Below are 26,511 nucleotides of genomic sequence, written 5' to 3'. Positions count from 1 at the left end.
CCGCTTACCCAGAATACTGCGGTAGCAACCGCCAGGAAAATCAGCGTAACGGCTGCAAAAGCATCTAGCCGGCTGTCTTGCTGTGAGGTGTTCTGCAGGTCATGGTCGTTCATGCGATGAATATCCTCTATTATTATTTTAACTACCCCAACATAGCGGGTAACCTCAGTTAAGACCATTACTGCAAGCGACACAAGAAGTGTCTGGCATGTGCAAAAACAATCTAAAGATATAGATAAACATTCCTTTTGTGCATATTTAAAATTTGCTATTGTCTGCCCGCCCGAGCCTGAAGGGACATAACTAGTTAAGGGGCCAATAGCGCTCCAAGCACAGGTTTCTGTATGTATATCTACGATGAATATGATCAGCAGATCGTTGAGGACCGCGTAAAGCAGTTCCGCGATCAGACCCGCCGTTTTCTTAGCGGTGAGTTAAGCGAAAACGAATTCCTACCCCTGCGTTTGCAGAACGGTCTCTACGTGCAGCGTTACGCGCCCATGCTGCGGGTTGCCATTCCTTATGGTCTGGTGTCTACCAAGCAGATGCGTAAGCTTGCTTTTATTGCCCGTCAGTACGACAAGGGCTATGCGCATTTCAGTACCCGTCAGAACGTTCAGTTCAACTGGCCGGAACTGGAGCAGGTTCCGGACATTCTGGCGCATCTGGCTGAAGTACAGATGCATGCCATTCAAACCAGCGGTAACTGCATTCGCAACACCACCACCGACCAGTTCGCTGGCGTGGCTGCCGATGAACTGGTTGATCCCCGCCCTTGGTGCGAGATCATCCGTCAATGGTCTACTTTCCATCCCGAGTTTGCCTTCTTGCCACGCAAGTTCAAGATCGCGGTTAATGGTGCTGAAGAAGATCGCGCGGCTATCGGTGTGCATGACATCGGTTTGAACGTCATCAAGAACGAGGCCGGCGAAATCGGCTTTCGTGTGTTGGTTGGCGGCGGTCTAGGCCGAACGCCTATCGTCGGCTCGCAGATTTGCGACTTTCTGCCTTGGCAGCACCTATTGACTTACCTCGACGCCATTTTGCGTGTGTATAACCGCTATGGCCGTCGTGACAATAAGTATAAGGCGCGCATCAAGATTCTGGTCAAGGCGCTGACGCCCGCTGTATTTGCTGAAAAAGTTAATGCTGAGTGGGCGCACACCAAAGACAGCGACACTACCCTGACCGAGCAGGAAGTGCAGCGCGTTGCCGCCCACTTCACCGCACCGGACTACCAGCAGTTTGCCGGCGAAGACGCTGACTATCTGGCCAAGCGTGAAGCCGAAAAAGGCTTCAACAATTGGGCCATGCGCAACCTGCAGGCGCATAAAGTGCCAGGCTACGCCGCTGTCACTCTGTCGCTGAAGCCTACCGCTGTGGCACCAGGTGATGCCACGGACAAGCAGATGGACGCTGCCGCCGACCTCGCCGAGCGCTATAGCTTTGGCGAATTGCGCGTGACTCATCAGCAGAATCTGGTGCTGGCCGATGTGCGTCAGAGCGACCTCTACGCCTTGTGGCAAGAATGCAAAGAGCTGGGCTTCGCCACGCCAAACGTGGGCTTGCTGACCGACATCATCTGCTGCCCCGGCGGCGATTTCTGTGCGCTGGCCAATGCCAAGTCAATCCCGATTGCCGAAGCGATTCAGCGTACTTTTGATGATCTCGATTATCTGCACGACATCGGCGATCTCGATCTGAATATCTCTGGCTGCATGAATGCCTGTGGCCACCACCACGTCGGTCATATCGGCGTATTGGGTGTCGACAAGAAAGGCCTGGAGTTCTATCAGGTCTCTCTGGGCGGCAATAGCGGCCGTGACGCCTCGATTGGCCAGATTCTCGGGCCATCTTTCGCCGCCGACGAAATGCCGACCGTTGTCAGCAAGGTGATCGACGTTTATATCCAGAACCGTACCCCCGAAGAACTGTTCCTCGATACCTTCCAACGTATCGGTATGGCACCCTTCAAGGAGCGCGTTTATGCAGCGGCTAATTAAAAACGGCGAAATCATCGATGAAAGCTGGCACCTGCTGGATAAGGACGCCACTTTGGATGGCATGTCTAACTGCGATGATCTGATCGTCCCGCTGGGTCTGTGGCTTGAGCACGCACATGCCCTTAAAGCGCGCGACGGCGGTCTTGGCGTATGGCTTGACAGCGATGAACACGTGGAAGAGATCGCCGACGACCTGCCGCTTTTTCAGGTAATCGCGCTTAATTTCCCGGTGTTCAGCGATGGGCGCAATTACTCCAATGCGCGCTTGCTGCGTGACCGTTATAAGTATGCGGGCGAAGTCCGCGCTATTGGCGATGTGCTGCGCGACCAGCTCTTCTTCATGCGCCGTTGCGGCTTCGATGCGTTTGCGCTACGCGCAGATCGTGACGCTGTAGAGGCACTGGAAAGTTTCAAGGATTTCTCTGACACTTACCAAAGTGCTACCGATCAGCCGCTGCCGCTATTTAGGCGTCGCCAGAGCTAATCAGAAAATCAATAAAAAACCCGCCTAGGCGGGTTTTTTATTGCGTCGAAGAACCTGCCAATCAGGCCATATTCACCAAGGTTCTACCGACCATTTTGCCGCCCAGAATACGCTCTATCTCGGCAGGCAAGTCGGCGAGGGTGATTTCATGCACCAACTCGTTCAAATCCAGCTTCCACTGCACTGAGAGACGGTCCCACATAGACGCCTTGACTACCAACGGCTGCTCAACCGAATCAATCCCCAGCAGATTCACGTTACGGAGAATGAACGGGAAGACATTGCCTTGAAATTGACCGCCAGCCGTCAAACCACAGCAGGCAACGCTGCCGCCATAACGTAGCGCCTTGACTACGTTGAACAGAATTTCGCCGCCCACTGTATCTACCGCCCCAGCCCACTGCTCTTTTAGCATCGGCTTCTCTTTACCGGCTTCTAGTGCGGTGCGGTCAACAATCTGCTTTGCACCCAACCGGGTCAGAAAATCGGCTTCCTGTGCTTTACCGGTAGCTGCAGCCACTTCATAGCCCAAGCTGGACAGCAGCGCCACCGCGATGCTGCCAACCCCACCGGTAGCACCAGTAACCAGCACAGGGCCCTGCTCAGGCAGGAGCCCTGCCTGTTCAAGCTTGTCCACGCAAAGCGCCGCGGTCAGGCCAGCGGTACCCAGTATCATGCTCTCGCGCAGGGACAGCCCTTCTGGGCGCTTCAGCACCCAAGCAGCAGGTACGCGGATGTACTGACCAAAGCCGCCATCAGTATTCATGCCCAAGTCATAACCGGTCAGAATGACCTCATCACCGACACTCAATTCCGCAACCGAGCTGGCCTCCACAACGCCCGCGGCATCAATGCCTGGGGTATGCGGGAAGTTACGGGAAACGCCCTTGTTGCCCGATGCAGAAAGGGCGTCTTTGTAATTTAGCGATGAGTACTGCACGCGAATCAGAACATCGCCTGCCGGCAAATCATCAATATGACGATTAGTCACCGAGGAAACGTAATTGCCAGCTTCTTCGCTGACAACCAAAGCTTTGAATTCGGACATAATTCGCTCCTACCAGAATCGTTGGTTATTAAAACGCGACACCCAAGTCAGCAACAATCTGTCTGCCGCCTGAGCCATCCCACCGGATAGTCGGTCTTGCAGACGCTTGCGTTGCACGTAATTCAACTCGAATACATCTGCATCACGGACGCGCTCGCTCAGGTACTGGTCACTGGTTTTAACCTCATCGGCCAGATTATTTTCCAAGGTCTCGCTACCAAACCAGACTTCACCGGTAGCTACCGCCTCAATATCCAAACTCGGGCGATAACGGGAAACGAAGCGCTTGAAAAGCTGATGAATATTCTCCAGATCTTCCTGAAATTTCTCTCTTGCCTTGTCGTTATTCTCACCGAATACCGTCAACGTGCGTTTGTATTCACCCGCGGTGAGCATCTCAAAATCAACATCGTGCTTTTTTAGCAGTCGATTGAAGTTGGGTAACTGCGCGACCACGCCGATGGAGCCAAGCATTGCAAAAGGCGCTACCAAAATGCGGTCAGCGATACAGGCCATCATATAGCCGCCGCTGGCTGCCACTTTGTCCACCGTAATGGTCAATGGGATACCCGCATCGCGAATACGCACCAACTGTGACGCGGCAAGACCATAAGCATGCACCATGCCGCCGCCGCTCTCCAATCGCACCAGAATCTCATCCTGCTGCCGCGCCAAACCCAAGACTGCCGTCACTTCATGACGCAGATTTTCCAAAGCGCTGGCTTTGATGTCGCCATGAAAGTTAAGCACATAGAGGCGCCCTTTAGCATCGTGGTCAGCCGACTTGGCTTTAGTCTTGGCTTCCTGCTTAAGTTGCTTTTCCTGTGCTTTGCGCGCGCCTTTGCTCAGTACCACCTGCCCCAAGCGTTCAGCCATACGATTGAATTTATCATTCACGCGCACCACGCTTAGCGTGCCTTCGCTACGCCGCGTGCGGCCTTTACTGGCGGCAATTACCAGCACGATCAACACCACGACAACCAACACCGTTAAGGCTTTAGCCAGAAAGAAAAAATATTGATCAAACCATTCCACAGGCATCTCCAGAGTCAGCTAGCTAATTGCTTTCGCGCTCTAGCATACAGGATGCGCGCTGGCCGCGAACATGCCGAGCCGCAGCAAATTCAAACGCTTGTATGATTTTTTGTTGACAGCCTTGTGGCTCTCAACCTAACCTCAGTGCAGATTCGAAATAAGGCAGAACATTGTGGGCAGTATCTACCTCATCCGGCACGGCCAGGCTTCACTCGGTGCAGCCAACTACGACGTACTCTCACCTCTAGGAGTGCAACAATCAAAACTCTGTGGTGAGTTCTATCAACAACATGGTTTGCGTTTTGATCGGTGTTACGCCGGTGAGATGCAGCGCCAGATAGACACCGGTCGCCATGCCCTTGCCGCTATGCAGCAACCTGATACGGTTATTGATATCGACGCGGCCTTCAACGAATACCACTCTGACCAGGTAGTGAGCACTTACCTACCCAAGGTCGTTGAACGTTTTCCGGAGGCCGAGTTTTACATTAAGAACGCTGGCCAATATCGCAAGGAATTTCAGCGCGTATTTAGCAGCGCGATTACCCTATGGATTACCGATGAAAGCGGCAGCACCGATTGCCCACCTTGGTCTGCCTTTGTTGAGCAGGTACGGGGCGGCTTGCAACGCGTCATGGCAGACAATGCTGGCAGCGGACAAAACATTGCCATCTTCACCTCGGGCGGCACCATTACTGCGGCCCTGCAACTCATCACCCAAATGCCAGCCACCAGTGCTTTTGAGCTGAACTGGCAGATAGTGAATACCTCTGTAAGCCGTCTACAATACCGTAAGGACCAATTAAGCTTGGCTGCTTTCAATAGCCAGGCTCATCTTGATGTCCACCAGCGGTCCGAATGGGTGAGCTACAGATAACCCGGCCGGCACACTTAACCTCAATTAAGTACCGTCCACCCAATCCAGCAAAGGAACGACAGATGACTAGCGTTGCAGAAATCACCAGCAAGATGGAAACCAAGTTCAACTCAGCCGCTGCCGCTGGCCTGGATCTGGTCTTCCAGTTCAACATCGAAGACGACGAAAACTTCAACGTTACTGTCAAAGACGGCACTTGCGCCGTGGCACAGGGCAATGTTGAAGACCCCAACGTCACTCTGATCATGGACAAGGAAACTCTGGTTGGCGTCATGACCGGCGAGACCGATGGCATGCAAGCATTCATGTCCGGCAAGCTACGCGCCGAAGGTGACATGATGTTGGCACTTAAGCTGGGCGAACTATTCCCAGCTTGATAAGCGTCAGATAAAAAAACCGGAGCTTAGTCTCCGGTTTTTTTATGCTCGCAAGACGTTGCCATAGACCGCACTCATTAGGCTGCAACACCCATTCTGATTAAAGCTTATCAGCCTTGTTCACCCGCCAAGGGTGGATTAGATTAGTCCATTGCATCAGCGCCGCTGGGGCTAAATTCCCAGTAGGGTTGAACTCGCTTTAACGGCACACTGCCCGGTACACAATAAGGATTACACCTATGCAAAAGACCCAACTATTTGATCTCGACGGCAAGATTGCCCTGGTAACTGGTGCCAGCCGCGGCATCGGCGAAGCCATCGCCAAGCTACTCGCACAACAAGGCGCGCACGTAATCGTTTCCAGCCGCAAGATCGATGGTTGCCAGGCCGTTGCTGATGCCATCACAGCTGCCGGCGGCAAGGCCAGTGCCATGGCGTGCCACATCGGCGAAATGGACCAGATCGTCGCTACCGTTGCCGCCATTCGCGAGCAGTTCGGTAAGCTAGACATTCTCGTCAATAACGCTGCGACCAATCCTTATTTCGGCAACGTACTGGATACCGATCTATCTGCCTTCCAGAAAACCGTAGACGTGAATATCCGTGGTTACTTCTTTATGTCGGTCGAGGCCGGCAAGTTGATGCGCGAAAATGGTGGCGGCGCGATTCTTAACGTGGCTTCAGTAAACGGTTTAGTGCCCGGCGAAATGCAAGGCATTTACTCCATCACCAAAGCTGCCGTAATCAATCAGACCAAAGTTTTTGCCAAGGAATGTGCTCAGTTCGGCATTCGCTGCAACGCCTTGCTACCAGGTCTGACCGATACCAAATTCGCCTCAGCGCTGACTACCAACGATGCCATTCTTAAATCTGCTCTGCAGCGTATCCCACTGCGCCGCGCAGCTGATCCGTCAGAAATGGCAGGGACTGTGTTGTATCTGGTAAGCGATGCATCCAGCTATACCACAGGCACCGCTATCAACGTTGATGGCGGTATGTTGGCGTAAGCTAGCGAGTACTGCAGGAAGGAGTTGCATACCCGCCGGGCAAACCGGCGGGTATTATCAGTTAAAGCGTTTCAGCGCGGCCGTTGCAGCAGGATTAAGCGGCACGGGTGTTAGTCCCGTAGGCCCTAGCTCCAAAGAAAAGCGCGCACCATCCACCAGCGGGATAAAACGCACCTCAAACGCATCAGCCTCAATCACACGATGCACTTCCATACTGTCTATCCAGGCCCAAAGGTCGCGCCAAGGCGGCGTACTGTGCAGATTAGGTAGCAGTTCACTGCCAATTGCACTGCTGTCGCGCTCCTGCTCCAAGGCAAGATAACGTCCTAGCAAGCGATGCAGTCGATAGCCATCAACCAGCCCCAGCGCACTGGGCAGGCCATGCCAGCGCAATACTTCAACCTCAAGTTCCCACAGGTCACCCGCAATACGTACGGTTTCATTACCCTGCGGGCCGTTGAGCACCGCCTCGTATTGTTGATCACCTATTTTACTGAAGCTCAGCGTGCCAACGGTGGCTGCCTTGGGCTCAATTTCAGCAAAATACTGCAGATCCCACGCAGCCAGCCCAAGTCCTGCAGCCACTGCCAATAACGCCAGCAATAGGTTGCCTTTAAGCCAGCTGAGTACCCACTGCAAACGCCAGCCAAAGCGCAGTGCCAGCAGCGCCAGCAGCCCCGCTACACAGCCAAGAAGAATCGCCAAGCCGAGATATTGCATACGCGCTCCCTGGTTCGCTCAGGCGGGCACAGGAGGGGCTTCTTTACCCTCCCGGCGCGCCAGATAACAATCGATCAACCAACGCGATATGGTGCCACGTGGCGGAATGCTCGGCAGTTCATCCACCGACCACCAGTGTGCTTCTTCAATTTCACCCGGTTGCGGCACAATCTCGCCGCCGGCGTATTCGGCATGAAAGCCCAGCATCAAGGAGTTGGGGAACGGCCAGTTCTGACTACCAAGATAATGCAGGTTAGTTACCTCCAGATTGACCTCTTCCTTTACCTCACGGTGCAGGCAGTGCTCAACCGACTCGCCGGGCTCAATGAACCCCGCCAAGGTACTAAAAAAACCGGGTGGGAAATGCGGTGAGCGTGCCAACAGCACCTGATCGCCGTGGGTGATCAGCACAATGATGCAAGGTGCGATTTTGGGATATTCACGGCGCTCACACGACAAACATTCCATGGCTCGTTCGTCGCTGCGTAACTGCATCGGCTGTCCGCAGCCACCGCAAAACTGGTGCGTTTGATACCACGCATTGAGCTGCTGCGAGAAGCCCAACAGCCGGAAAAGTTGATCATCAACTTGACCAATCAAACTCCGCAGCCCATGCCAGCTAAGCCCTGGCATACCTATGCTCTCATGCAGACAGATTAGCTCGCAGCGACGACCATCAACGAGACCCAAATTTAAGCGGTGAGCGCTGTCACCAAAGTAGATAGCCTGATCAATATCATGCAGCAAACTGCCAGCGTACATCGCGAACTGATTCTGATAGATCACTACAACTAGCGCTTCAGACGAGCCACTACGCTCAAAACTGACTGCTGGCTCAAACTGACGAATAGAGCTCATTACGACTTGGCCTCCGATACGGCATAACCCAACTCAGCCAAGCTTTCTTCCGCCAGGGTCAACACATCACCGGTAGCTACCGCCGCGCGCTCGGCTGATTCAAGATAAAATTCGATACTGGTCAGTGCATCAGCCAGCACTTCAAGCTGTTGATCTTTCGGCACCTGCTTGCGCTCGAGCATGGTTTCGCGAATAAAACTGGCGGCCATGTGAATGACACTTGCTGCGCGACTCATGCCCAAGAACACCAAACCACCGCGCACTGTCTCCAATGAAGGCGGTACGTTCAACAGATGCATGGCATCGTTGCCGGACTCCATGTAGGCGGTGATCGCGCGTTTGGCCAATGCCAACCCGGCTTGTGACTCTTCGATCAGTACGATACGAGCCTCTTTTAACTCCAGCGGCTCGCTGAAACCATCAGGACCACTGGCGCCGCTCTCACCTTCCTCCGCATGGGCATCCAGATAATTAACCGCTGTCTCTGCACGTAATACTGCATCCGCCACATGCTCGAGAGTTTCCAGCGATTGCGGCTGCTCACCACTCCACCCGGCAATCTGGCCACACACCGCTTGAATAGCCTTGGCCTCAGCATGCAAGTCGAGCATGCCCAGGGTTTTCCAAAGCCGCTCAAGACCGGTACACAGGGTTTCGAATGACTGCTCGGCGTCGCCAGCGTTGCGCGCCAGTAGATCCAGTAAGTCTTTGATCGCAGTTATTTCTTCACGTAGCGCTTCAGCCACAGAGTGCATGACATCAACGCCCGGACCGCGTAAGCGCCCAAAGGCATTTTCAATTTCCAGTTCGGTAAAACCGGGATCAGGCAGCTGATAAGCTTGCACCACCTCCTGACTGCGCGAGCAATTGCCGTCAGCCAGGGCCACTAAATATAGGAGCTCGTGCATTAGCAACGCGTTGACGCTATCAACGCTGCCCTGCGCAGCACGCTTTATCTCGCGATCAAGCATCGAGAACAATCGCTTGCGCGGGGCGGTCAGAGCCAGCGGCGTTTGCTCAATGGCCTCCAGAGCAGCTCCGGCGACCCAACACAGCGTCGCTGTGTGCGGACCAAGGCAACTTTCAAAACGTTGCAGCGCGCGCTGCATCAAAGGAGTCGCTGCCGCCAGACCGTCTTCGCGAATCAACCCCAACAGCCCCAGCTGGTACATCTGGCGCAAACGGTTGAATACCTTGGTATCCATGGAGTCCTGACTACCGGAGCGAAAGTTCGCGGGTAAGCCCGCAACCGGAAGGGGGTAGAAGTGGCTTTGCGGCAAAGCAGGTACGCCGGGGCGGTGCGCACGCAACTGATTGATGGTCGGCAGCAGTAGCTCAGGGCGCTCGCGTCCGCTTTGCCGCGCCTGATCCAGATATCGCTCAAGCAAAAACAGCGAGTCGCACAACGCTGACAACTGCTCATTGCGCTCATCGCCATCGTGTGTCGGAATATCGGTCGCTAATGAGATCATTTCATCGAGCATCTCGGCGGCGCCCTTCAGCTCAATCAATGCGAGCGTGCCGCGCAGCTGTTGCAGCCCTTCTATGGACTGCTGCAACAGGTTGCCGTTCTGCCTGTCATCAAGGAACTGCTGCAGCAGATCCTCTACCTCACCCATGCTGGCGAAGAGTTCATCCCTGACAAGATCTAGTGACGTGGTACCGGTTAACATAGCATTCAGTCTCCCACCATCCCTGCGTACGTCTGAAGTCGCTTAGTCGGCAAACTCGGGAGTTTGCTTACTCATATGTGCGGCCATCGCTATTTGCATATCTTCAGACTGCAACATTGCTGCATTCCAGGTTGCGATGTAATTGAGCCCATCTTCAACGCTGTGGTCGCGGCTGAAGCGAATCATTTCCTTGGTGCCACGAATCGCCACGGGCGATTTTGCGGCAATGCTCTGCGCCACTTCCATGACACCAGCAATCAGCTCAGCGTGGCCTGCATAGGTGCGATTAACCAAGCCAATGCGCGCAGCTTCAACTCCATAAACGGGGCGGCCGGTATAGGCCATTTCCCGCATCATGCCATCCCCAATAACCCGCGGCAATCGCTGCAGAGTGCCCACATCAGCGGCCATCCCCATGTCGATTTCCTTGATCGAGAAATGCGCGTCTTCTGTCGAATAGCGCATATCGCAGGCGGTAATAAGGTCAATCGCACCACCGATGCAATAGCCGTGTACAGCGGCAATCACCGGTTTGCGGCAATGATCAATCACATTGAAGGAATGTTGTAGGTGCAGCACATGGCGGCGGATGGTTTCAGCCTTGCGGGCGATGTCTTTGCTCATCTGCGAGGAGGCCTGACCCAGCATAGTCAAATCAATGCCGGCGGAAAAATGCTTGCCTTCACCCGAAATGATTGCGCAACGAATGCTATCGGTTTCATCGACCCAACCAAAAACCTCAATCATTTCAGCCCAGAACTCGCGATTCATCGCGTTGATTTTTTCCGGGCGATTGATACGGATATGAGCCACTTTGCCGATCTGATCGACCAGCAATGTCTTGAATTCAGGCATACTCGACCTTCTTTTTATGTAAGCAAATTCACCAGACGGCCGGTTAATGCGAAGCATGCCCGACCTTTTCATCTGCACGACTATATCAAGCTAAAAGCAGAACACCATAACCAATCACTGAAGAATATGGGCCAAGGTACTGAAAAGGCGCAGAGCTTGTGTCTGAGATCGCTTTAATTCTCAACCTATTCCGGTACTATCGCCCAGCTTGAAAACCAAGCAGCGCGCTGCCAACTGCGCTAAAAACAAGGAAGGCAAAGAATAAGATTCAGGTCATTAAGCCTGCTTTTTCTCCATAACACATGACAGGAACTTCATCATGTCTGACGCCATGTTACCGGCACTGGGGCATAACTTTCTCGGCCAGGCTCCCAACTGGTACAAACGCACCATAGTCGCCTTTCTGCTAATCAATCCCGCACTGCTCTGGATGCTTGGCCCTTACGTGACCGGCTGGGTGCTGGTGCTGGAGTTCATTTTCACCTTGGCGATGGCGCTGAAGTGCTACCCGTTGCTTCCGGGCGGCCTCTTGGCCATCGAAGCCCTGTTGATTGGCATGACCTCCCCGGACGCGCTTTATAAGGAGGTACTGACCAACTTCCCGGTGATTCTGCTGCTGATGTTCATGGTGGCCGGCATCTACTTTATGAAAGATCTGTTGTTACTGACTTTCACCAAGCTGATTCTCGGTGTGCGGTCCAAGTCGTTATTAGCTTTGTTGTTCAGCTTGGTCGCGGCGGTACTTTCTGCGTTCTTGGATGCTCTGACAGTAACCGCCGTCATCATTAGCGTGGCGGTCGGCTTCTATGGGGTCTATCACAAAGTCGCCTCCGCTGGAGCGGGCACCGACACCCAGGATGGCGCCCCGGTAGAAGATCCTCTACACCGCGAGCACCTTGAAGAGTTCCGCGCGTTCCTGCGCAGCCTGCTGATGCACGGCGCCGTGGGTACGGCCTTGGGGGGTGTTTGCACCTTGGTCGGCGAGCCACAGAACCTACTGATTGCTGGCGTAGCAGGCTGGGACTTCATCGAGTTTTTCCTGCTGATGGCTCCGGTTAGCATGCCGGTACTGGTCGCGGGACTACTCACTTGTCTGGCCCTGGAGAAGACCGGCTGGTTTGGGTATGGCGCGCGCCTACCCCGCCCGGTGCGCAATGTGTTGGAGGAGTTTGCAGCCGCCGAACAGCTCAAACGCAAGGCGCCACAGAAAGCCGCATTAATGGTGCAAGGGCTGGCAGCTATATTACTGGTCGCCGGTCTGGCCCTGCATTTAGCGGAAGTCGGCTTCATCGGACTAATGGTGATCATTTTGATCACCTCCTTCAACGGGATCATCGATGAGCACCAAATTGGCAAATCCTTCCAAGAGGCCCTGCCCTTCACCTCTTTGTTAATAGTGTTTTTTGCGATTGTTGCGGTCATCCACGAGCAACACTTATTCAGCCCGATCATCCACGCCGTGTTGGCTTTACCCTCTGAGAGCCAGCCGAGTATGTTCTTCCTAGCCAACGGCATATTGTCGATGATCAGCGACAACGTTTTCGTCGCCACTGTCTACATATCAGAAGTGAAAGAAAGCCTGGATAGCGGCGCCATCAGCCGCGAACAGTTTGAGCGCTTGGCCATCGCCATCAATACCGGCACCAATCTGCCCAGCGTTGCTACGCCCAACGGCCAGGCTGCCTTCCTATTCTTGCTAACCTCGGCGGTCGCGCCTTTGGTGCGGCTCTCTTATGGGCGCATGGTTGTCATGGCTCTGCCCTACACCCTGGTGCTAGGCGGCGTCGGCCTACTGGCAGTCAGCCTGTGGATTTGAGGCAAGCATTTTAAGGCAATAAAAAAGGCCAGCGCTGTATGCGGCTGGCCTGTTACTAAGAACCACACAACTGCAACCTACTACTCAGCAGCCGGCGCGCCCTTCCACAGCGCAAAGCCGGCTGATTGTTCAATCGCAGTTAAGCGCTCTTCATGACCTTCCAGCTCTTGCGCGCTCGCACGCAAGACCGTGAGCCCTGCTCGCATGCCGGGGTCAAGCCGTCGAATACTGCTGGCAGAGTCACTGCCGTCGGCATTACTTTGGCCGTTAGCCGCTAGCGACAGCGCCGTCTGGCCGCCAGTCATCAGCAAATAAACATCAGCCAGAATCTCGGCATCAAGCAAGGCGCCGTGCAAGTCACGCTGGGAGTTGTCTACCCCATAACGCTTACAGAGTGCATCCAGGCTGTTGCGCTGCCCCGGATGCTTCTCCCTTGCCATCCGCAGGGTATCCAGCACGTCGCAGTGATCAGTTACTACGCCATGACCTTTTGCCATGCGGCCAAGCTCGGCGTCGATAAAACCAACGTCAAACGCTGAGTTATGAATAACCAAGCGGGCGCCGGTGATGAAATTCATAAAATCATCGGCCACATCGGCAAACAGCGGCTTGTCTGCGAGAAACTCGCTAGAAATACCGTGTACCGCCTGCGCGCCTTCATCAATATCGCGCTGCGGATTGATGTATACGTGATAGTGCCGTCCGGTCAGCCGGCGGTCGATAACTTCGACACAGCCAATTTCAATGATCCGATGGCCTTCTTTGTGTTCGATACCCGTGGTTTCGGTATCCAGCACTACGTCCCTGTTACCTGAATTTTGTAATCTTATAGCCATGCAAAAACCTCGTAACCAACTAATTTACAAAAGATAATCTATAAAAATAACTCTAAATTGACGCATAAGAAATGTAACCTAGACTTCTACTAAAACCACACTAGACTAAAATGTAAACATGAATTACAAGGTTAAACATTTCGTTACCTACGATGGTGAGCGCTTCTCGCAGCTTTACGATGCAGAAGAGGGTGGCTTTCCATTGTACTACCCCACGAGTTACATCGCCCGCTCGGTGCGCTCCCGCGCCACTCATAAAACGCAGCAAGTACACCTAGAAGCGGTCAAGCGGGTGTGTGAGTGGGAGGCTCAACAAAATATCAGACTCGCCCTACGTTTCCCAAGCAGACAATTCCTGCAACAGTTCGAAATCGACAGCTTGGTAAAACACCTAGTTAGTAGCAGAAGTGGCCGCGATTGGGACGTCATATGTCGCGATAAAGCGAACACGTACATTGCATATGCAGCGAGGTACTTGCGATGGCTGGCATGTGAAGTAATCGGCGAGATAGGAGCAGATGTTAAAGCAGCTATCGATGAGCAGCACCATTCCCTAATATCAGCAGTCGCACGTAAGAGTGGTTCCTCGTCAGCCAGCAAGCAGCGCATTTCTGTAATGCAACTACCGAATGAGACAACGCAAGCACTGTTTGAGTTATTCAAAAACCCACTCAATGGGGTTAAAAAAGAAGGCGATCAGGGACCCCGCATGCGAAACGTCGTCATGTTGCGAATCCTGTATGAGACAGGCATGCGTCGTGGCGAATTGTTAAGTTTAAAGCTAGCAAATTTTGTCGAAGCGATCGCCGGTGAAAGCGCTAGATTACGGATCGAGCGCAACCACCACGACAAGCTCGACTCAAGGGTTCACCAGCCGGTTGCGAAGACCCTTGGGCGCATCGTCAACATATCAGCTGAGACAGAGCAGCAACTTATTCGCTATCGAGATAAATGGCGACCCAGCGACGGCAGTGACTTCTTATTTTTGAACCACCGCGGCGGACGCTTTCAAAGTAACCCCGTAACAGAAACTGGATTCAACTCTGCGCTGGACAAACTGAAGGAAGCCTTTCCCGCGCTGGAACCGTTACACCCTCACCTTCTACGCCACGATTGGAACTACAGGTTTTCCAAGCTGGCGGACAAAGAGGGATTGGAGTTTGAAACCGAACGCACCATGCGAGAAATGTTGATGGGCTGGAAACCCAATTCAAACATGTCTTTGCTCTACAACCAACGGCACATACAAGAAAGGGTCAACGACATCGGTAGGGAGCTCGCATCAGACACAATGCACAGAGGGCAAAAAAAAGGTTCTTCACGGAAGTCCGGGGCAACCCGGACTTTTCGTTTCTGGAATGAGGTGAGGCGGTGACATCTCGGTCATGATGGTTGTGCGACCAACACCATAATCCGAGAGCACCGTCTCATGCTTGATCATACCGATTGGCTGCCGTTCTGGAAGGACTTCTACGTCCTCGATTTACAACTTCTCGACGGCCACGTCTGCGTTTCGCTGACTCCTGATGACTCATCACTTACCTGCGGTGGCTGCGCCAAGCCTTGCCGCCAGATACATGAGCGAGTTAGACGTCGCGTACGCGACCTTCCCATGCTCGGTCATCCCGTTATTCTCGATCTGATTCTGTATCGCCTGGAATGCCCTGACTGCGGGCACTGCCTGCAACAGGTGAGCTGGCTTGATAAACACGCGCGCCTGACTAAGCGGCTGGCTCAGGCGGCTGCAGAATGCTGCGCTCGGTTACCGGTGGCGCACGTGGCAGACATGTTTGGTCTGCATTGGAGCACGGTCAGACGCCTGGATCATCAGCGTCTCCAGTCCCTTGTGGCATCACTTCCGACGGCCCAACCGCGCCGCCTAATCATGGATGAGTTCGCCCTATTTAAGGGGCATCGCTACGCCAGTGTGATCCTCGATGCCGATACACGTCGGGTTCTATACGTGGCCCAGGACCGCAGCCGCCGGGCCATTCGGCCCTTTTTTGAACAGCTTGGACCAGAAGGCTGCGCCCGTATCGAAGCGGTGGCCATGGATATGAATACCGCTTTCGATCTCGAGGTTCGAGCTCGATGCCCCCGCGCACGTGTGGTTTACGATCTGTTCCATGTCATTGCCAAGTATGGCCGGGAGGTCATCAGTCGCGTGCGAGTGGACGCCGCCAATCAGCTACGCCACGACCGCCCCGCACGACGGGTGGTGAAGCAGGCTCACTGGCTGCTGCTTCGTAATCCAGCCTCGCTCAACGAGCGCGAGCAGGTTCGGCTTGATGAAGTGCTGCAAGCGAACCAGCCCATCATGACGGTTCACGTGATGAAGGAAAGTCTACGCTCGCTCTGGACAGCACCTGACGCTTGGGAATGGCGAAGACGGTGGCAGCAATGGCATGCCCATGCTGCTGAGAGCGGCATTCCGGCTTTGATGCACTTCGCTGAAGTGCTTAAGCCTTACTGGAGAGGGATTCTGGCTAGGGTGCGTTGGCCGATGCATACCGGCCAGCTTGAGGGGATCAACAATAAGATCAAAGTGATCAAGCGCATGGCCTATGGGTACCGCGACACCGATTACTTCTTCCTGAAGATCAAGGCCGCGTTCCCCGGACATACGTGATGAACCAAAAAAAATGGCCATGATCCTACCGTACGAAAACAACCCCAACTCAGATTTCGAACTTCAAAGAACGACGCGACCACAACGGCCCTCACCAGATGTAGTTTGGGAGCAGGATGCGTTTTGCTACATTGGGTACGGTGCTGTGCATATGGCTGAGGGGCTATCTAAACTAGACCTTGCCCATAAAGAGTCATTCAAGCAAGCGGCCCTTGCTTTCTCAATAAAAGGCTCTTACACCAGAACCGCGATTATTTCCCTAATGTACGCAATTAACAAAACACTGAAACGCACCACCGCGAGGACGCTTGACGAAACATGGATTTCTCAAGCAGTAGAATCACCAACGGTCGCAGTCAATATAAAATCAATTAGAAATTTTTTTATTTTTTGGAAAGCACAAGATCCTCTTGCGATCAGCAATGAGGCACTAGAACTGCTCATAAAGCTTCGAATCCCTCGAAACAAAAATAGGAACGTGCTATCAGACGATCCTGAAAAAAGCTGGCTGAGTGATGAGGAGTACGAAGCGGTACTCGCTAGCGTTTGGCGGAACTACGAGGAGGGCCAATTCTCAGCCAGCCGAACCCTACTAGCTTTACTGTCAATGCAGTATGCTCGCCGCCCTGTACAGCTCGCAAATTTGAAGATCAAGGACTTCAGGATCGCAGCAAAAGGTGATATTTCGGGCTTAACCGGGCCGTTAGTGAGCTTTCCTGGCGCCAAAGACTTGAATGCAGAGACCGGCTTTCGCGACAGTAGGTTCGAGCACCATCCCTTACCAAGCCATCTGTGGAGCTTGTTCGAGATTCACCGCAAAGAGATTCGAGCAATGATTGAACTACATCTTGGTTCTCTCATTTCCGACTCTGATTTTAAAAACCTACCAGTATTTACGGATAAAAATCGCATTAAAGCAGCTATATCCGTGCTTACAGACCACTATAAGCTAGTCCCTTGCCGCAATCTCGACCACCAGCTTTTCCATCTCCGGCCAACTAAAGTCTCTCAAACTCTTGCTTGGCGACCTGGAGGACGTATCGATATCGAGCCGCCTCTCAGCCACCGAACAAATCGCCCAATTCTCGTTAATGCAACCCGGCTCCGACACACCAGAGCTCGCCAACTAGCACGTAAAGGGGTGCCGTTGCATACTTTGTCCCACTGGCTTGGACATACTCAATGGAAGAGCCTACAGGCTTACTACAACGATCCAGCCGAGGACGCACGCAAACTGGATCAAGCTTTAGCGCCTGCTCTTGCACCGCTGGCGATGGCATTTGCTGGCAACCTTATCGACAACGAACAACAGGCTAGTCGTCTCAATGACCCAACAAGCCGACTCGAATTCGCAAAAAGCGGCGAGCTGAAAAACGTCGGTAGCTGCGGTAACCATAGCTATTGCGCCACCACCTCCATACCGATTCCCTGCTATCGTTGCAAGCATTTCGAGCCCCTAGTCTCCGCCCCACACCAAGAGGTACTTGAAGCACTAAAAACCAGGCAGGAAGAAGAAAACCAGTCATTATGCATTGGAGGTGCTAGAAACTTGCTCGTACCTATAGATCTTTCAGCAGACATTCTCGCAGTACAAAACTGTATTCGCCGCTGCGAGGCACGTAAGATAGAACTTGGGCTTATATGATGGCTAAAATTATTCAATTTACGCCAAGGAAAGAGTTAACTGCGCAAGAAAATTTGCATAACCTGATCAAGCTTTCAAAAAAGCACTTGGAACTTTGGGCCGATCAACCAGATTTTTTTTGGGAGAACAATCGCTGGCCTTTACCGTATCACAGCGTAAGGTTCACCAACCATGAGCACCGGAAGCTGCATCCGAGCAAGAAGCCCAAGCCACATCAACTAATGCATCCCGCGTTCGTAGAGTTCGCCAAGGCTTATTTGCGCTACCGTCATACAATTAAACCGCATAAAAACCCAGGTCGAGAGATGACTGCATTTCGGCTACTCGAAATGGTGCTCAAGAACGACATGTCCGTGCCTGATATCACCAAGATAAATCAGCGCCATTTCGATCACGTCGTTGCGATAATACGAACGGAGAAAACGCGACAGCACATTGCTGACGAGATGCTGTATATACTAAGAACACTTTCCGACTTCTTCATTGTTACTGAAGCTGTTCGCTACTGGACACACCCCTATGTCCGGACGGCTTCATACACCTACGCAAACGGCACATATGCGAATGCTGAAAAAAAGGCGGCCAAGCTTCCCGACCAAGATGCTCTCCTTGCCATTGCCAGCGTTTTCAGCCGCGGGCACTCTCAACGATTGGAAGACGCCGATATTTTGGTGACTAGCATTACGTGTATTCTTCTGAGTGTCCCAATGCGGATTAGTGAGACACTAAAGCTGCGCGTAGATTGCCTCCGTCAAGGTGCAGATAAGGATGATAACGTTCAGCATCACCTCAACTATTGGACACCAAAAATAAAAGAATTTATACCTAAGGCGATCCCTACAACTATGGCACCTAACGCAGTAATTGCCATAGAGCGACTAAAGAGCATATCAGAAGAAGGTCGCAGGCTTGCCAGTTACATGGAAGGGAATCCGAACAAGTTCTATCGACACAAGAACTGTCCCGACGTTGCTGATGATCAAGAACTAACACGGCATCAGGTATCAGCTGCGCTAGGCTTCCCTAATCTTAATTCATGCTACGACTTTATTCACAGGCATACCGGCAAATATTCACTTAAGGGGTTCACACTTGACTCACTCTGGCAACTAGTTCTCGCAGAGCATCGCAAGTTGAATCCGCACTTTCCTTACCAAGAACCGATAAATGAAAACCATAAGCCGTTGAAAATGTCTGAGTCACTGATGTGCTTTTTGCGCTTCCAGTTTGGTCTACGAAGCAGCGTATGCCCAGTCCTGCTGGTCCCCTTCAACCAGCACTATTATACAATGCGTTTGAAGGGCTCGGCTCTGCATCATCAAAAAATTATGTGCTTTTTTTCCCGGCACGGCTTTGAGTCGATCAAGCTGAAATCTCACAGTTTGCGCCATCTGCTCAACCGACTTGCGAGGCAAAGCGAGGTGTCTATTGACACCATCACTGCTTGGAGCAGCCGCGCCTCTTCTCATCAAACGCTGACATACCTTAATGATTCCCCCGAAGAAGCGGCTAACAAAAGTTCTGTCTTATTAGGTATGCAGCAAAAACAAAACCATAAGCAGCCAATTACCGATGAAGTAGCGGAGATACACAGCCAAGGACCATTTCATCGTAGCCGGTACGGGTTGTGCCGCAGGTCTTGGCGTGCAGGACCGTGCAACCGCTTCGCTGACTGCCTCAACTGCTCCGAGCTGCTGATATGTAAGGGCGACAAGCTTGTAGCAGAAGCCGTAACCAGAGACCGCGAGCACTTGATCCGTACATACAATGCAGCCAAAGAGGCAGTTGATAGTGGCGAACGAGCAGCCTCACGTTGGTTGCAAGTGGCAGGACCGCAGATCGGACGACTAAGCCAGCTTGTAAACATGCTCAATGATTCGAGCATCCCAAATGGCAGTCCTATAGAATTAGCAGACAGCACTAACTTTAGTCACGAGCAGACCCTTCTTGAGACGAAGTCCTCAGTCGCCGAAGTTAGGCTACTGGATAGAAATGAGCTGGGCATAGAGTATGGCGATGACCTACTGGCCTGCTTTGATTTGTTATGGAACCCAGACGATGTCTAAGACGATCACAGACTCACAGCTTAATAAAATCGCTAAGATGATCCGAAATTGGCCACAGGAAGAGGCATTCAACTGGAACAACATCTGCACTGCCTCAAAAAGTTTTCTGAGCTATGTCCCGACTCGACAAGCGCTCTCCAAAAAGCCAATCGTCAAAAACGCCTACCATGTAAAAAAAGAAGAGCTAAGGAAAGCGATTACAATGGTCAAGGACGTCCCGAGGCCGCAAAGCATGCTGGACGCGATGAACAAAATTGAACGCCTACAGCGGGAGAACGACGCCCTCAGGTCTGAACTAGCAAAGATGGCTGAAATCGCTCAGCGTTTTATATACAACGCTAGCATTGCCGGAATCTCCCAACAAAGATTAATGGCGCCACTTCCGAAAGTCCGACGTGGTTAGGTGGGGCATCATCATCGAACGATGATAGGGAGGGCTAAGCACGGATAGAAGCTCAAGCAAGCCTGCGATAGGTTACCAGTTGGTCCCGTTGCAATCGTGCGGCAGCGATGGACCCTAGTGTACGGGTATAGTATTAGACTAACTCAAAGTTGCGGCGGCGCACGTTACGTCCTGCACGAGAACCGTTCAACCCTAATCGGGCCATGCGACGTAAGTGTTGAGTCCAAATTACACGACACTCTTGGAGGATCTGTTGATTTTTTTCCCATGCAGGTAAATTTAATTACGGTGGTGACAAATGACCGGAGAAACGTCTAATTTCAATATTGTTGTCCGCTCAGACGCGCTTGAAACGATCGAGCTCGCAGCAAGATTGTGTAACCAGTCAGCGTCAGATTTCATGCTCGACGCAGCTTTTTACAAAGCGATTGATACGCTGCTGACTGACAAAGTGGCTTTCTTGTCTGCAGATGCTTATAAGCAAGTTTGCCGCGGCATCCTTTCAGTGAGCGGTACGCAGGCGATTCCTATAAGTTAGGTTTTAGGCTCCTCGAGGCGGAGTGCTGAGCTTGCCAGGTCGCTATACCCCGTGTACGGCCCTTTACTGCAGCGGCCATACCTTTGCGAGGCAGTTGTGGATGGTGCGCTCACGATTAAGTGAGGCGACTTTCTTGCCGCCCCACGTACTTGAGTCAGAAGTATTAGCGCCAAAGAGTGTTCTTACCAGGAGGGCGTATGACCAAGTCGAACTCGGTTGATCGAATCAGTACTGAACGGCTATGCCGCTCAGTTGCGTCTTCGACGGCAATAGAGACTGGGGAGCCAGTGCAGCAGATTGAAGCTCGCTTGGCCAAGGGTGTCAGAAGGTTTCCGAAGCTGAGGTTGGCGCGGTGATTTCTGACGTAGACGTTGGTGCTACAGCTCAATAACGTCGTTTATCAGTCGTTCTATATGGGTGTAGTCGCCGCCCAATGTCATCAACTTAAGCCGCCGATGCCGCAAAAGGCAAGCAGCCCTGGGTTTGGCTTGACCGCTGCGATCGATTTTCACTGCACGCCGAGCGTTTGTCTGGTGGGTCAGCGCTGCTGATGTTAATCCAGCGGTTGTCGAATCGCACCGTCAATCAGTTTTCGCGTTTTACAGGCGAGCGCGTACCGGCCGCTTCTGGCCAGCTGTTTTACGCGGTAGCTCAGGTGGTCGGTGTTATCAGCGCGCCGGCTTGTAACCCTCACAGCCACGACTGGCCGCGCGTTTTCGTTTACGCTCGAAGTTGCGCCCGGGGCGTACGGCGCTTAGGCTGCTGGCCATCAGCGTCAGCACGTTGGACAGCCCAAGCACACAGGGGCGCACCAGCAAGTCGACCAGAGTATTCTTGAGGCGTGAGACCCCTTGTGTGAAGTTGGCTTTCCAGCGCAGCTTGCGATTTTTGTGGCGCTGCTCGATGACCGGTTGCAGCAGATGTTGCATCAGCAGTGCCAGATTCTTCAGTAGTTGTCCGGCATAAAAGTCCTGCTTCACTGCCGTCACGCTGCGCCCACTGAAGTTGTCCAGACCCAGGGTCTGTTTGATGCGACGGTAGTCGGTTTCGATACCCCAGCGACGATGGTAAAGATCTGCAAACACGTCGGCCGGGAAGGTTTTCCGATCCAGCAAGGAGGTCAGCAGCACCTCGCTTTCGCCGCCCGGCAGCTCGACCCGGATCAGTCGCAACCGGATCGGACGTCCGGGGTCGACGCCGGCCTCTGTGCAGAACAGGCGCGCCTCGGGGTGGTTGGCAGTGAAGAGCTGCGTGTCATCGGTCTGTCCCGACTGGAGAAACTGTCTAACCTGCGCGTTGTAGCCGCAAGGTAGACGCATCAGAAAATGCCGCTTCTGCTGCTCGAATAGTGCGAACAGCCAGTGTCCGGGGTAGCCGCGATCAAACAGCGTCAGGCTGTCAGCGGGCACATGGTCGAGATGTAAGTGAGCACAATCGCGCTCGCCGACCTGGAAGGGCACGATCAGGCTATGTAGAGTCTGACCGTCGGCGACATCGTAGAGCGTGGAAAAGCGTGCAACGGGGAACTCGCAGTGGCTGCCGAAAAAGCGAGTCACAGCCTGCTCCAACGGCAAGTGAACGGTCGAACCATCCACGGCGAGTATCCGTAGTCCACGCCATGTCTGGCGCAGCCCAAGGCTGTCGATCTGTTGCTGGAGGTGTTGATTGAGGTCGGCAAACACCTCGGGCTTGAGCTTGTTGCGTGCCTTGCTGAAGGCTTGCGCAGTGACGACTTGGGTCTCGACTGAGGACTGATTGAGCACGCGATAAAACTGATCTAGCTCGGTTTGCAAGGCAGTGCGCGGCTGGTTGAGCAAGAATAGGACGAGGTTCTTGAAGGTCAATTGACGACGGCGGGTAAAGTCTTGAGGGCGTTGGCGGTAGGTATCAATAAAGACGGGGCAATCAAGCTTGTTGGTTATTTTTTTTACAATTTTCAAGCATGACTTGCTGGGCAGTGTCAAACGGTGTGTTTTGAGGGGGCAAAGTTACTTTTCCTATGCGCTGATTTGAGTGCTAATTATATGATATTTATAGGAAAATTGCTTAAGTTGATGACATTGGTCGTGGGGCAAAGACGTTATCGTTGCCTTTCTTGGTTACTTCTTCCAGTAATTATTTGCCGCAGCCACTGTCTGGAAGTTTATAGCGATAACTTGGGACGCAGCGGTAAGCTCATGCGCGTCATTGGCGTACTCAGGCCGCAGTTTATGTAGGACCTCTGGGTCCGGTTGGGTATATTTTACGCCGCGACGGCTCAGTGTTATTGCGAGCTCAAAACCTTCTTGCGGCGTATTTGTGGAGAGTGTGGTTAGCCATTGGTCAGCCATAATCTAATCCTCCTACTTAAGAGAAAATGCCTATAGCAGATTATAGCGTCTCACCGCGATTTCACAGGGCAGAGGTGTCAACGCCTCGATGCTTGGGTCGTACAACACCAACCCACAGAGAACAGGCCGTATAAAACCGTATCAAAGCAGCACTTTACAGCATCGTACCGGTCATCTCTATCAACTCACTTGAACGGGGGTGCCTTCCCTTACGTCAGCAGAGGTCGTGGTGCAAAACAATCCCAGTCAGCACCTCTACCGACCTACTCAATCTGAGTGAGGCGCGGTATTTGCGTATCTGAGTTAGCAACACCCAGAAACGACAAAGCCCCGATTTACGGGGCTTTGTCGTTGAATAGTGGCGGAGGATCAGTCCGCCTTTATGAATTCTGTAAAAACCCACAGAACTCCACCAGACCATAGGCGACACATGGCTTTCAGCCTAATATCACTCTGCGAGCATCCACTATTATCTACCCGTTTCCGAAACCAAGTGGGGGAACAAAACATTGGGCGGAGTGTTTTCTTATAGGCAAGCTAAATCCCAAACAAGACGTTATCACAGCTCAGGTGTTGCCAATGTGCAGGAGCTAACTTCCGACTCATTAAGCAAGTGACTGACAAAACCCGGCAACTGATCCGATTTAGCCGGGTTTTCACGCCAGACGACCATCAGCTCCTTATCCAGACCCGCCCCGCTGAACGGGACGGCACACAAACTGCCTGACCCAACCTCTTCTGTTACGGCGGAAGCCAGCACCAGCGAAACCCCCAGCCCCGCTTTGACTGCCTGCTTAACCGCTTCCGTACTGCCCAGTTGCATTGACACTCCGGGGATGGCGCTTTTATCAGCAAAATAACGATCCAGCAGCCGGCCCGTACCGGTGCCAGACTCCCCCCCAATCAGTTCCATACCAGCCAGATGCTCTGGGCCCACCTCATAAAGTTCCGCATAGGAGTGCGTCGGAGGCACTATCAGCACCAGCGGCTCCTTTCTCCAACTTCGGACCTGAAAGCCGGTTTGAGGCTGCCACCACTCCATGACGGCCACATCCAGCTCTGCATTCCCCAACTTCTGCGCAATAGCTGGATTACTACCGATTACCAGCTCTAGATCAGGGTTGTACTCTGCGGTAACGAACGAGCGCACATAGGGCGGCAGCATATAGATGCCGATATTCGAACTTGCTCCCACGCGCAGGTCCCGACCCTTGATTGCACGCACTGCACGATCATTCAGCTTCAACATGCTTTCGGCAAAAGGCAACAGCAGCAGCGCCTCGGGCGTTGGCTGACAACCAGCGCGCCCGCGCACAACCAGCCCCACCTGAAGTTGCTCCTCCAGCTTCTGAACATGTTGCGTCACCGTCGGCTGGGCGATACCCAGCCGGTCTGCGGTGGTCTGGAAATTCCTGTACTGAAACAAGGCGACCAGCGTCTTGAGCCAGACCAGATTCAGCATGCAAGCTCTCCAACCTTGGCAAGCCGATTGGCAGCGTCTTGCGGTATATCACCCCGCAGCACCTGTAGTATGTTTTCTGCAGCCCTGCGCTCGATTGCCATGCGCACCCGGCTGACCGCCGAGCCTATGTGCGCACTGAACAATGTATTCGGATGCGCCAGCAAATCCGCGTTGATCGTGCGCGGCCGCTCATCCCTGGCCCAGTCCTCCATTTCAAATACATCCGCCGCATATCCTCCCAAGTGGCCACTGCGCAATGCGTCCAACACCGCCTGTTCATCCGCCACCGAGCCCCTGCAGGGATTAACCAGAAACGCACCCGCCTTCATTAGAGCAAGGCGACTCGCATTGATCGTATGCAGGGTGTAGGAATTGAGTGCCAGCGCCAGGATTACGATATCGGATGTTTCCAGCAGCGCTTCAAGCGAACAGAATTCAATGTTTAACGCAGCCTCTTCATCAGAGCCCAACGCCTGCGGCTCACTGTACTGGACTCGTGCGCCCCAGCCCTTAAGCCGTTGCGCCAGCGCTTTGCCGATCGCTCCCATACCGACGATGCCTACAGTCGACCCCTCTATGCCCAACCCATAGAACTGCGGCGTCCAACCCTGAAAATCACCCGACCTGACATACTCATCAGCGGCTTTGATTTGCCTCACCAATCCGATAGTCAGCCCAACGGTCAGTTCGGCCGTTGGCACGGTAAGCAGGTCCGGTACAAAGGTCAGCCATACATCCCGTTGCGTACAGGCCTGCACATCAAAATTGTCGAACCCTTTCAGCGCCGCGCCGACAATCTTGAGTTGCGGGCAAGCATCGAGAAAATCAGCGTCGATACGGTCAGGCATGAACGCCATCATAGCCTGCGCACTGCTAACCCGGCGCAACACCTCATCCCGGGGCAGCGTCTCGGTAGTTTGGTTGGTTATCAACTCGCAATGCGGAGCGAGTAACTGAAGGGTTTCGTCATGCACTTTATGGGTTATTACGACACGTGGTTTCATATTCAGCTCTTACTTGAATGATTTGCGCAGAAAGCCGCTAAGTGCATCCACCAGCGTTACCATCAGCAGTATGACTAGCAAGATCGCGAGCACTTCCTGGTATTGCATGATTCGCAAAGAGCCCATCAGCTCAAAGCCGATCCCCCCAGCGCCGACCATGCCCATCACTGTGGAAGCGCGGAAGTTGTATTCCCAGCGGTAGATTGAAACATCCGCAAACTGCGGCAGGACCTGAGGCAATACGGCATGGAAAAGCACCTGCAGTCGCGTGGCGCCAGCAGCCCGAGCGGCTTCCACTGGCGCTTCATCCACATGCTCTATGGCTTCGGCAAAAAACTTGCCGACCATGCCAATTGAATGCAGCCCGAGCGCCAGCACGCCTGGCAAGGCCCCAAAACCAACCGCCGCTACAAAGATGATGCCCATGATCAGCTCGGGCACCGACCGCAGTCCGTTCAGCACAACCCGCGTCAACTGAAACACCACCGGATGCGGCGACGTGTTGCGCGCCGCCAGAAACGTCAGCGGCAAAGACAGGCTGACAGCAATTGCGGTTCCCGCGATGCTCATCGCCAAGGTATCGATCAATGGCGAAAACCAGTTTGCCGCATTACTGAAATCAGGAGGAAAGGACTCTCCGGCCAGGGTCATAATGGCCGGCACACCCTGGGCTAGGGTGTCAAAGTCCAATAAATTCACATACCAGCTGGCAACCAGCACCACACCGAGAACCGCAGCGGCTTGTGCCAGCTTGCGCTTCCAGCCCCGACCATAATCAGTCAGCACCTGTTGGCGATCAGCCGTCTCTGTCAACGCAACGCTCGAATGAACGCTCATAACCGCTC

Annotated in this window: 24 protein-coding genes; 12 read left to right on the top strand and 12 right to left on the bottom strand. The window is 53.2% G+C overall.

The annotated features are described in order from the left end of the window. Positions 1-344: 344 nt before the first annotated feature. Positions 345-2,003 carry a nitrite/sulfite reductase gene (locus AC1XYH_RS05455; RefSeq protein ID WP_483325623.1) on the top strand — a complete coding sequence of 553 codons (1,659 nt, stop codon included), beginning with the start codon at positions 345-347 and terminating at the stop codon, positions 2,001-2,003. Further along, positions 1,987-2,487: a DUF934 domain-containing protein gene (locus AC1XYH_RS05450; protein WP_483325622.1), complete on the top strand. Its 501-nt coding sequence runs from the start codon at positions 1,987-1,989 to the stop codon at positions 2,485-2,487. The genes AC1XYH_RS05455 and AC1XYH_RS05450 overlap by 17 nt, the downstream gene beginning before the upstream one ends. Positions 2,488-2,548: 61 nt before the next feature. Here the strand turns inward: AC1XYH_RS05450 and AC1XYH_RS05445 are convergent, their stop codons facing one another. Then, positions 2,549-3,535, bottom strand: coding sequence for a YhdH/YhfP family quinone oxidoreductase (locus AC1XYH_RS05445; RefSeq protein ID WP_483325621.1), 987 nt, complete (start codon positions 3,533-3,535; stop codon positions 2,549-2,551). A 9-nt stretch (positions 3,536-3,544) separates the two neighbouring features. Then, a complete protein-coding gene (gene sohB, locus AC1XYH_RS05440; RefSeq protein WP_483325620.1) occupies positions 3,545-4,570 on the bottom strand; it encodes a protease SohB in 1,026 nt (341 codons plus the stop codon). Positions 4,571-4,742: 172 nt separating this feature from the next. Here sohB and AC1XYH_RS05435 point away from each other — a divergent pair, with 172 nt between their 5' ends. From AC1XYH_RS05435 to AC1XYH_RS05425, 3 genes are all read left to right on the top strand, one after another. Next, on the top strand, positions 4,743-5,447 hold the full coding sequence (locus AC1XYH_RS05435; protein ID WP_483325619.1) for a histidine phosphatase family protein: 705 nt from the start codon (positions 4,743-4,745) through the stop codon (positions 5,445-5,447). 62 nt (positions 5,448-5,509) lie between these two features. Then, entirely contained in the window at positions 5,510-5,824 is a 315-nt protein-coding gene (locus AC1XYH_RS05430) for an SCP2 sterol-binding domain-containing protein (RefSeq protein WP_483325618.1), read from the top strand. A 239-nt stretch (positions 5,825-6,063) separates the two neighbouring features. Next, positions 6,064-6,831, top strand: coding sequence for an SDR family oxidoreductase (locus AC1XYH_RS05425; RefSeq protein ID WP_483325617.1), 768 nt, complete (start codon positions 6,064-6,066; stop codon positions 6,829-6,831). A gap of 57 nt (positions 6,832-6,888) precedes the next feature. Here the strand turns inward: AC1XYH_RS05425 and AC1XYH_RS05420 are convergent, their stop codons facing one another. From AC1XYH_RS05420 to AC1XYH_RS05405, 4 genes are read right to left on the bottom strand one after another with little or no spacing between them, the layout of a single operon-like run. Continuing rightward, a complete protein-coding gene (locus AC1XYH_RS05420) occupies positions 6,889-7,551 on the bottom strand; it encodes a hypothetical protein (protein WP_483325616.1) in 663 nt (220 codons plus the stop codon). A gap of 18 nt (positions 7,552-7,569) precedes the next feature. After that, entirely contained in the window at positions 7,570-8,409 is an 840-nt protein-coding gene (nudC, locus tag AC1XYH_RS05415; protein ID WP_483325615.1) for an NAD(+) diphosphatase, read from the bottom strand. Beyond that, on the bottom strand, positions 8,409-10,082 hold the full coding sequence (locus tag AC1XYH_RS05410; RefSeq protein ID WP_483325614.1) for a FimL-related protein: 1,674 nt from the start codon (positions 10,080-10,082) through the stop codon (positions 8,409-8,411). The genes nudC and AC1XYH_RS05410 overlap by 1 nt, the downstream gene beginning before the upstream one ends. Before the next feature lie 42 nt (positions 10,083-10,124). Further along, complete coding sequence (locus tag AC1XYH_RS05405; RefSeq protein ID WP_483325613.1) at positions 10,125-10,937, bottom strand: crotonase/enoyl-CoA hydratase family protein; 813 nt, start codon at positions 10,935-10,937, stop codon at positions 10,125-10,127. A gap of 319 nt (positions 10,938-11,256) precedes the next feature. Here AC1XYH_RS05405 and nhaB point away from each other — a divergent pair, with 319 nt between their 5' ends. After that, positions 11,257-12,753 (top strand): sodium/proton antiporter NhaB, encoded by a 1,497-nt coding sequence (gene nhaB, locus AC1XYH_RS05400; RefSeq protein WP_483325612.1) that lies wholly within the window; start codon positions 11,257-11,259, stop codon positions 12,751-12,753. Between the two features lie 80 nt (positions 12,754-12,833). Here the strand turns inward: nhaB and dnaQ are convergent, their stop codons facing one another. Then, positions 12,834-13,589 carry a DNA polymerase III subunit epsilon gene (gene dnaQ, locus AC1XYH_RS05395; protein WP_483325611.1) on the bottom strand — a complete coding sequence of 252 codons (756 nt, stop codon included), beginning with the start codon at positions 13,587-13,589 and terminating at the stop codon, positions 12,834-12,836. A gap of 118 nt (positions 13,590-13,707) precedes the next feature. Between dnaQ and AC1XYH_RS05390 the strand changes: the two genes are divergently transcribed. From AC1XYH_RS05390 to AC1XYH_RS05365, 6 genes are all read left to right on the top strand, one after another. Further along, the gene (locus tag AC1XYH_RS05390) at positions 13,708-14,964 is read left to right on the top strand and encodes a tyrosine-type recombinase/integrase (protein WP_483325610.1); all 1,257 of its coding nucleotides are present in this window, start codon (positions 13,708-13,710) and stop codon (positions 14,962-14,964) included. Positions 14,965-15,018: 54 nt separating this feature from the next. After that, positions 15,019-16,218, top strand: coding sequence for an ISL3 family transposase (locus tag AC1XYH_RS05385; RefSeq protein ID WP_182250114.1), 1,200 nt, complete (start codon positions 15,019-15,021; stop codon positions 16,216-16,218). A gap of 13 nt (positions 16,219-16,231) precedes the next feature. Continuing rightward, positions 16,232-17,863: a site-specific integrase gene (locus AC1XYH_RS05380; protein WP_483325609.1), complete on the top strand. Its 1,632-nt coding sequence runs from the start codon at positions 16,232-16,234 to the stop codon at positions 17,861-17,863. Further along, positions 17,860-19,929, top strand: coding sequence for an integrase (locus tag AC1XYH_RS05375; protein ID WP_235869801.1), 2,070 nt, complete (start codon positions 17,860-17,862; stop codon positions 19,927-19,929). Before AC1XYH_RS05380 ends, AC1XYH_RS05375 begins: the two co-directional genes overlap by 4 nt. After that, positions 19,922-20,332: a hypothetical protein gene (locus AC1XYH_RS05370; RefSeq protein WP_123891393.1), complete on the top strand. Its 411-nt coding sequence runs from the start codon at positions 19,922-19,924 to the stop codon at positions 20,330-20,332. Before AC1XYH_RS05375 ends, AC1XYH_RS05370 begins: the two co-directional genes overlap by 8 nt. A gap of 298 nt (positions 20,333-20,630) precedes the next feature. Then, positions 20,631-20,870: a type II toxin -antitoxin system TacA 1-like antitoxin gene (locus AC1XYH_RS05365; RefSeq protein WP_123891392.1), complete on the top strand. Its 240-nt coding sequence runs from the start codon at positions 20,631-20,633 to the stop codon at positions 20,868-20,870. Positions 20,871-21,538: 668 nt separating this feature from the next. On the opposite strand, the gene AC1XYH_RS05360 is transcribed toward AC1XYH_RS05365, so the two are convergent. The 5 genes from AC1XYH_RS05360 to phnE all read right to left on the bottom strand — a co-directional run bounded on the left by AC1XYH_RS05360 (position 21,539) and on the right by phnE (position 26,503). Next, entirely contained in the window at positions 21,539-22,810 is a 1,272-nt protein-coding gene (locus AC1XYH_RS05360) for an IS4 family transposase (RefSeq protein ID WP_123891385.1), read from the bottom strand. Positions 22,811-22,969: 159 nt separating this feature from the next. Next, positions 22,970-23,200, bottom strand: a complete 231-nt coding sequence (locus AC1XYH_RS05355; RefSeq protein ID WP_123891391.1) for a hexameric tyrosine-coordinated heme protein — start codon at positions 23,198-23,200, stop codon at positions 22,970-22,972. A 559-nt stretch (positions 23,201-23,759) separates the two neighbouring features. After that, entirely contained in the window at positions 23,760-24,662 is a 903-nt protein-coding gene (locus AC1XYH_RS05350; RefSeq protein WP_123891390.1) for a LysR family transcriptional regulator, read from the bottom strand. Beyond that, positions 24,656-25,666 carry a phosphonate dehydrogenase gene (locus AC1XYH_RS05345; RefSeq protein ID WP_123891389.1) on the bottom strand — a complete coding sequence of 337 codons (1,011 nt, stop codon included), beginning with the start codon at positions 25,664-25,666 and terminating at the stop codon, positions 24,656-24,658. The genes AC1XYH_RS05350 and AC1XYH_RS05345 overlap by 7 nt, the downstream gene beginning before the upstream one ends. A 9-nt stretch (positions 25,667-25,675) precedes the next feature. Continuing rightward, complete coding sequence (gene phnE, locus AC1XYH_RS05340; protein WP_123891388.1) at positions 25,676-26,503, bottom strand: phosphonate ABC transporter, permease protein PhnE; 828 nt, start codon at positions 26,501-26,503, stop codon at positions 25,676-25,678. Positions 26,504-26,511: the final 8 nt, after the last annotated feature.

The sequence above is a fragment of the Pseudomonas sp. GW-45 genome (assembly GCF_056896675.1).
This window is presented reverse-complemented; position numbering and strand designations above follow the sequence as displayed.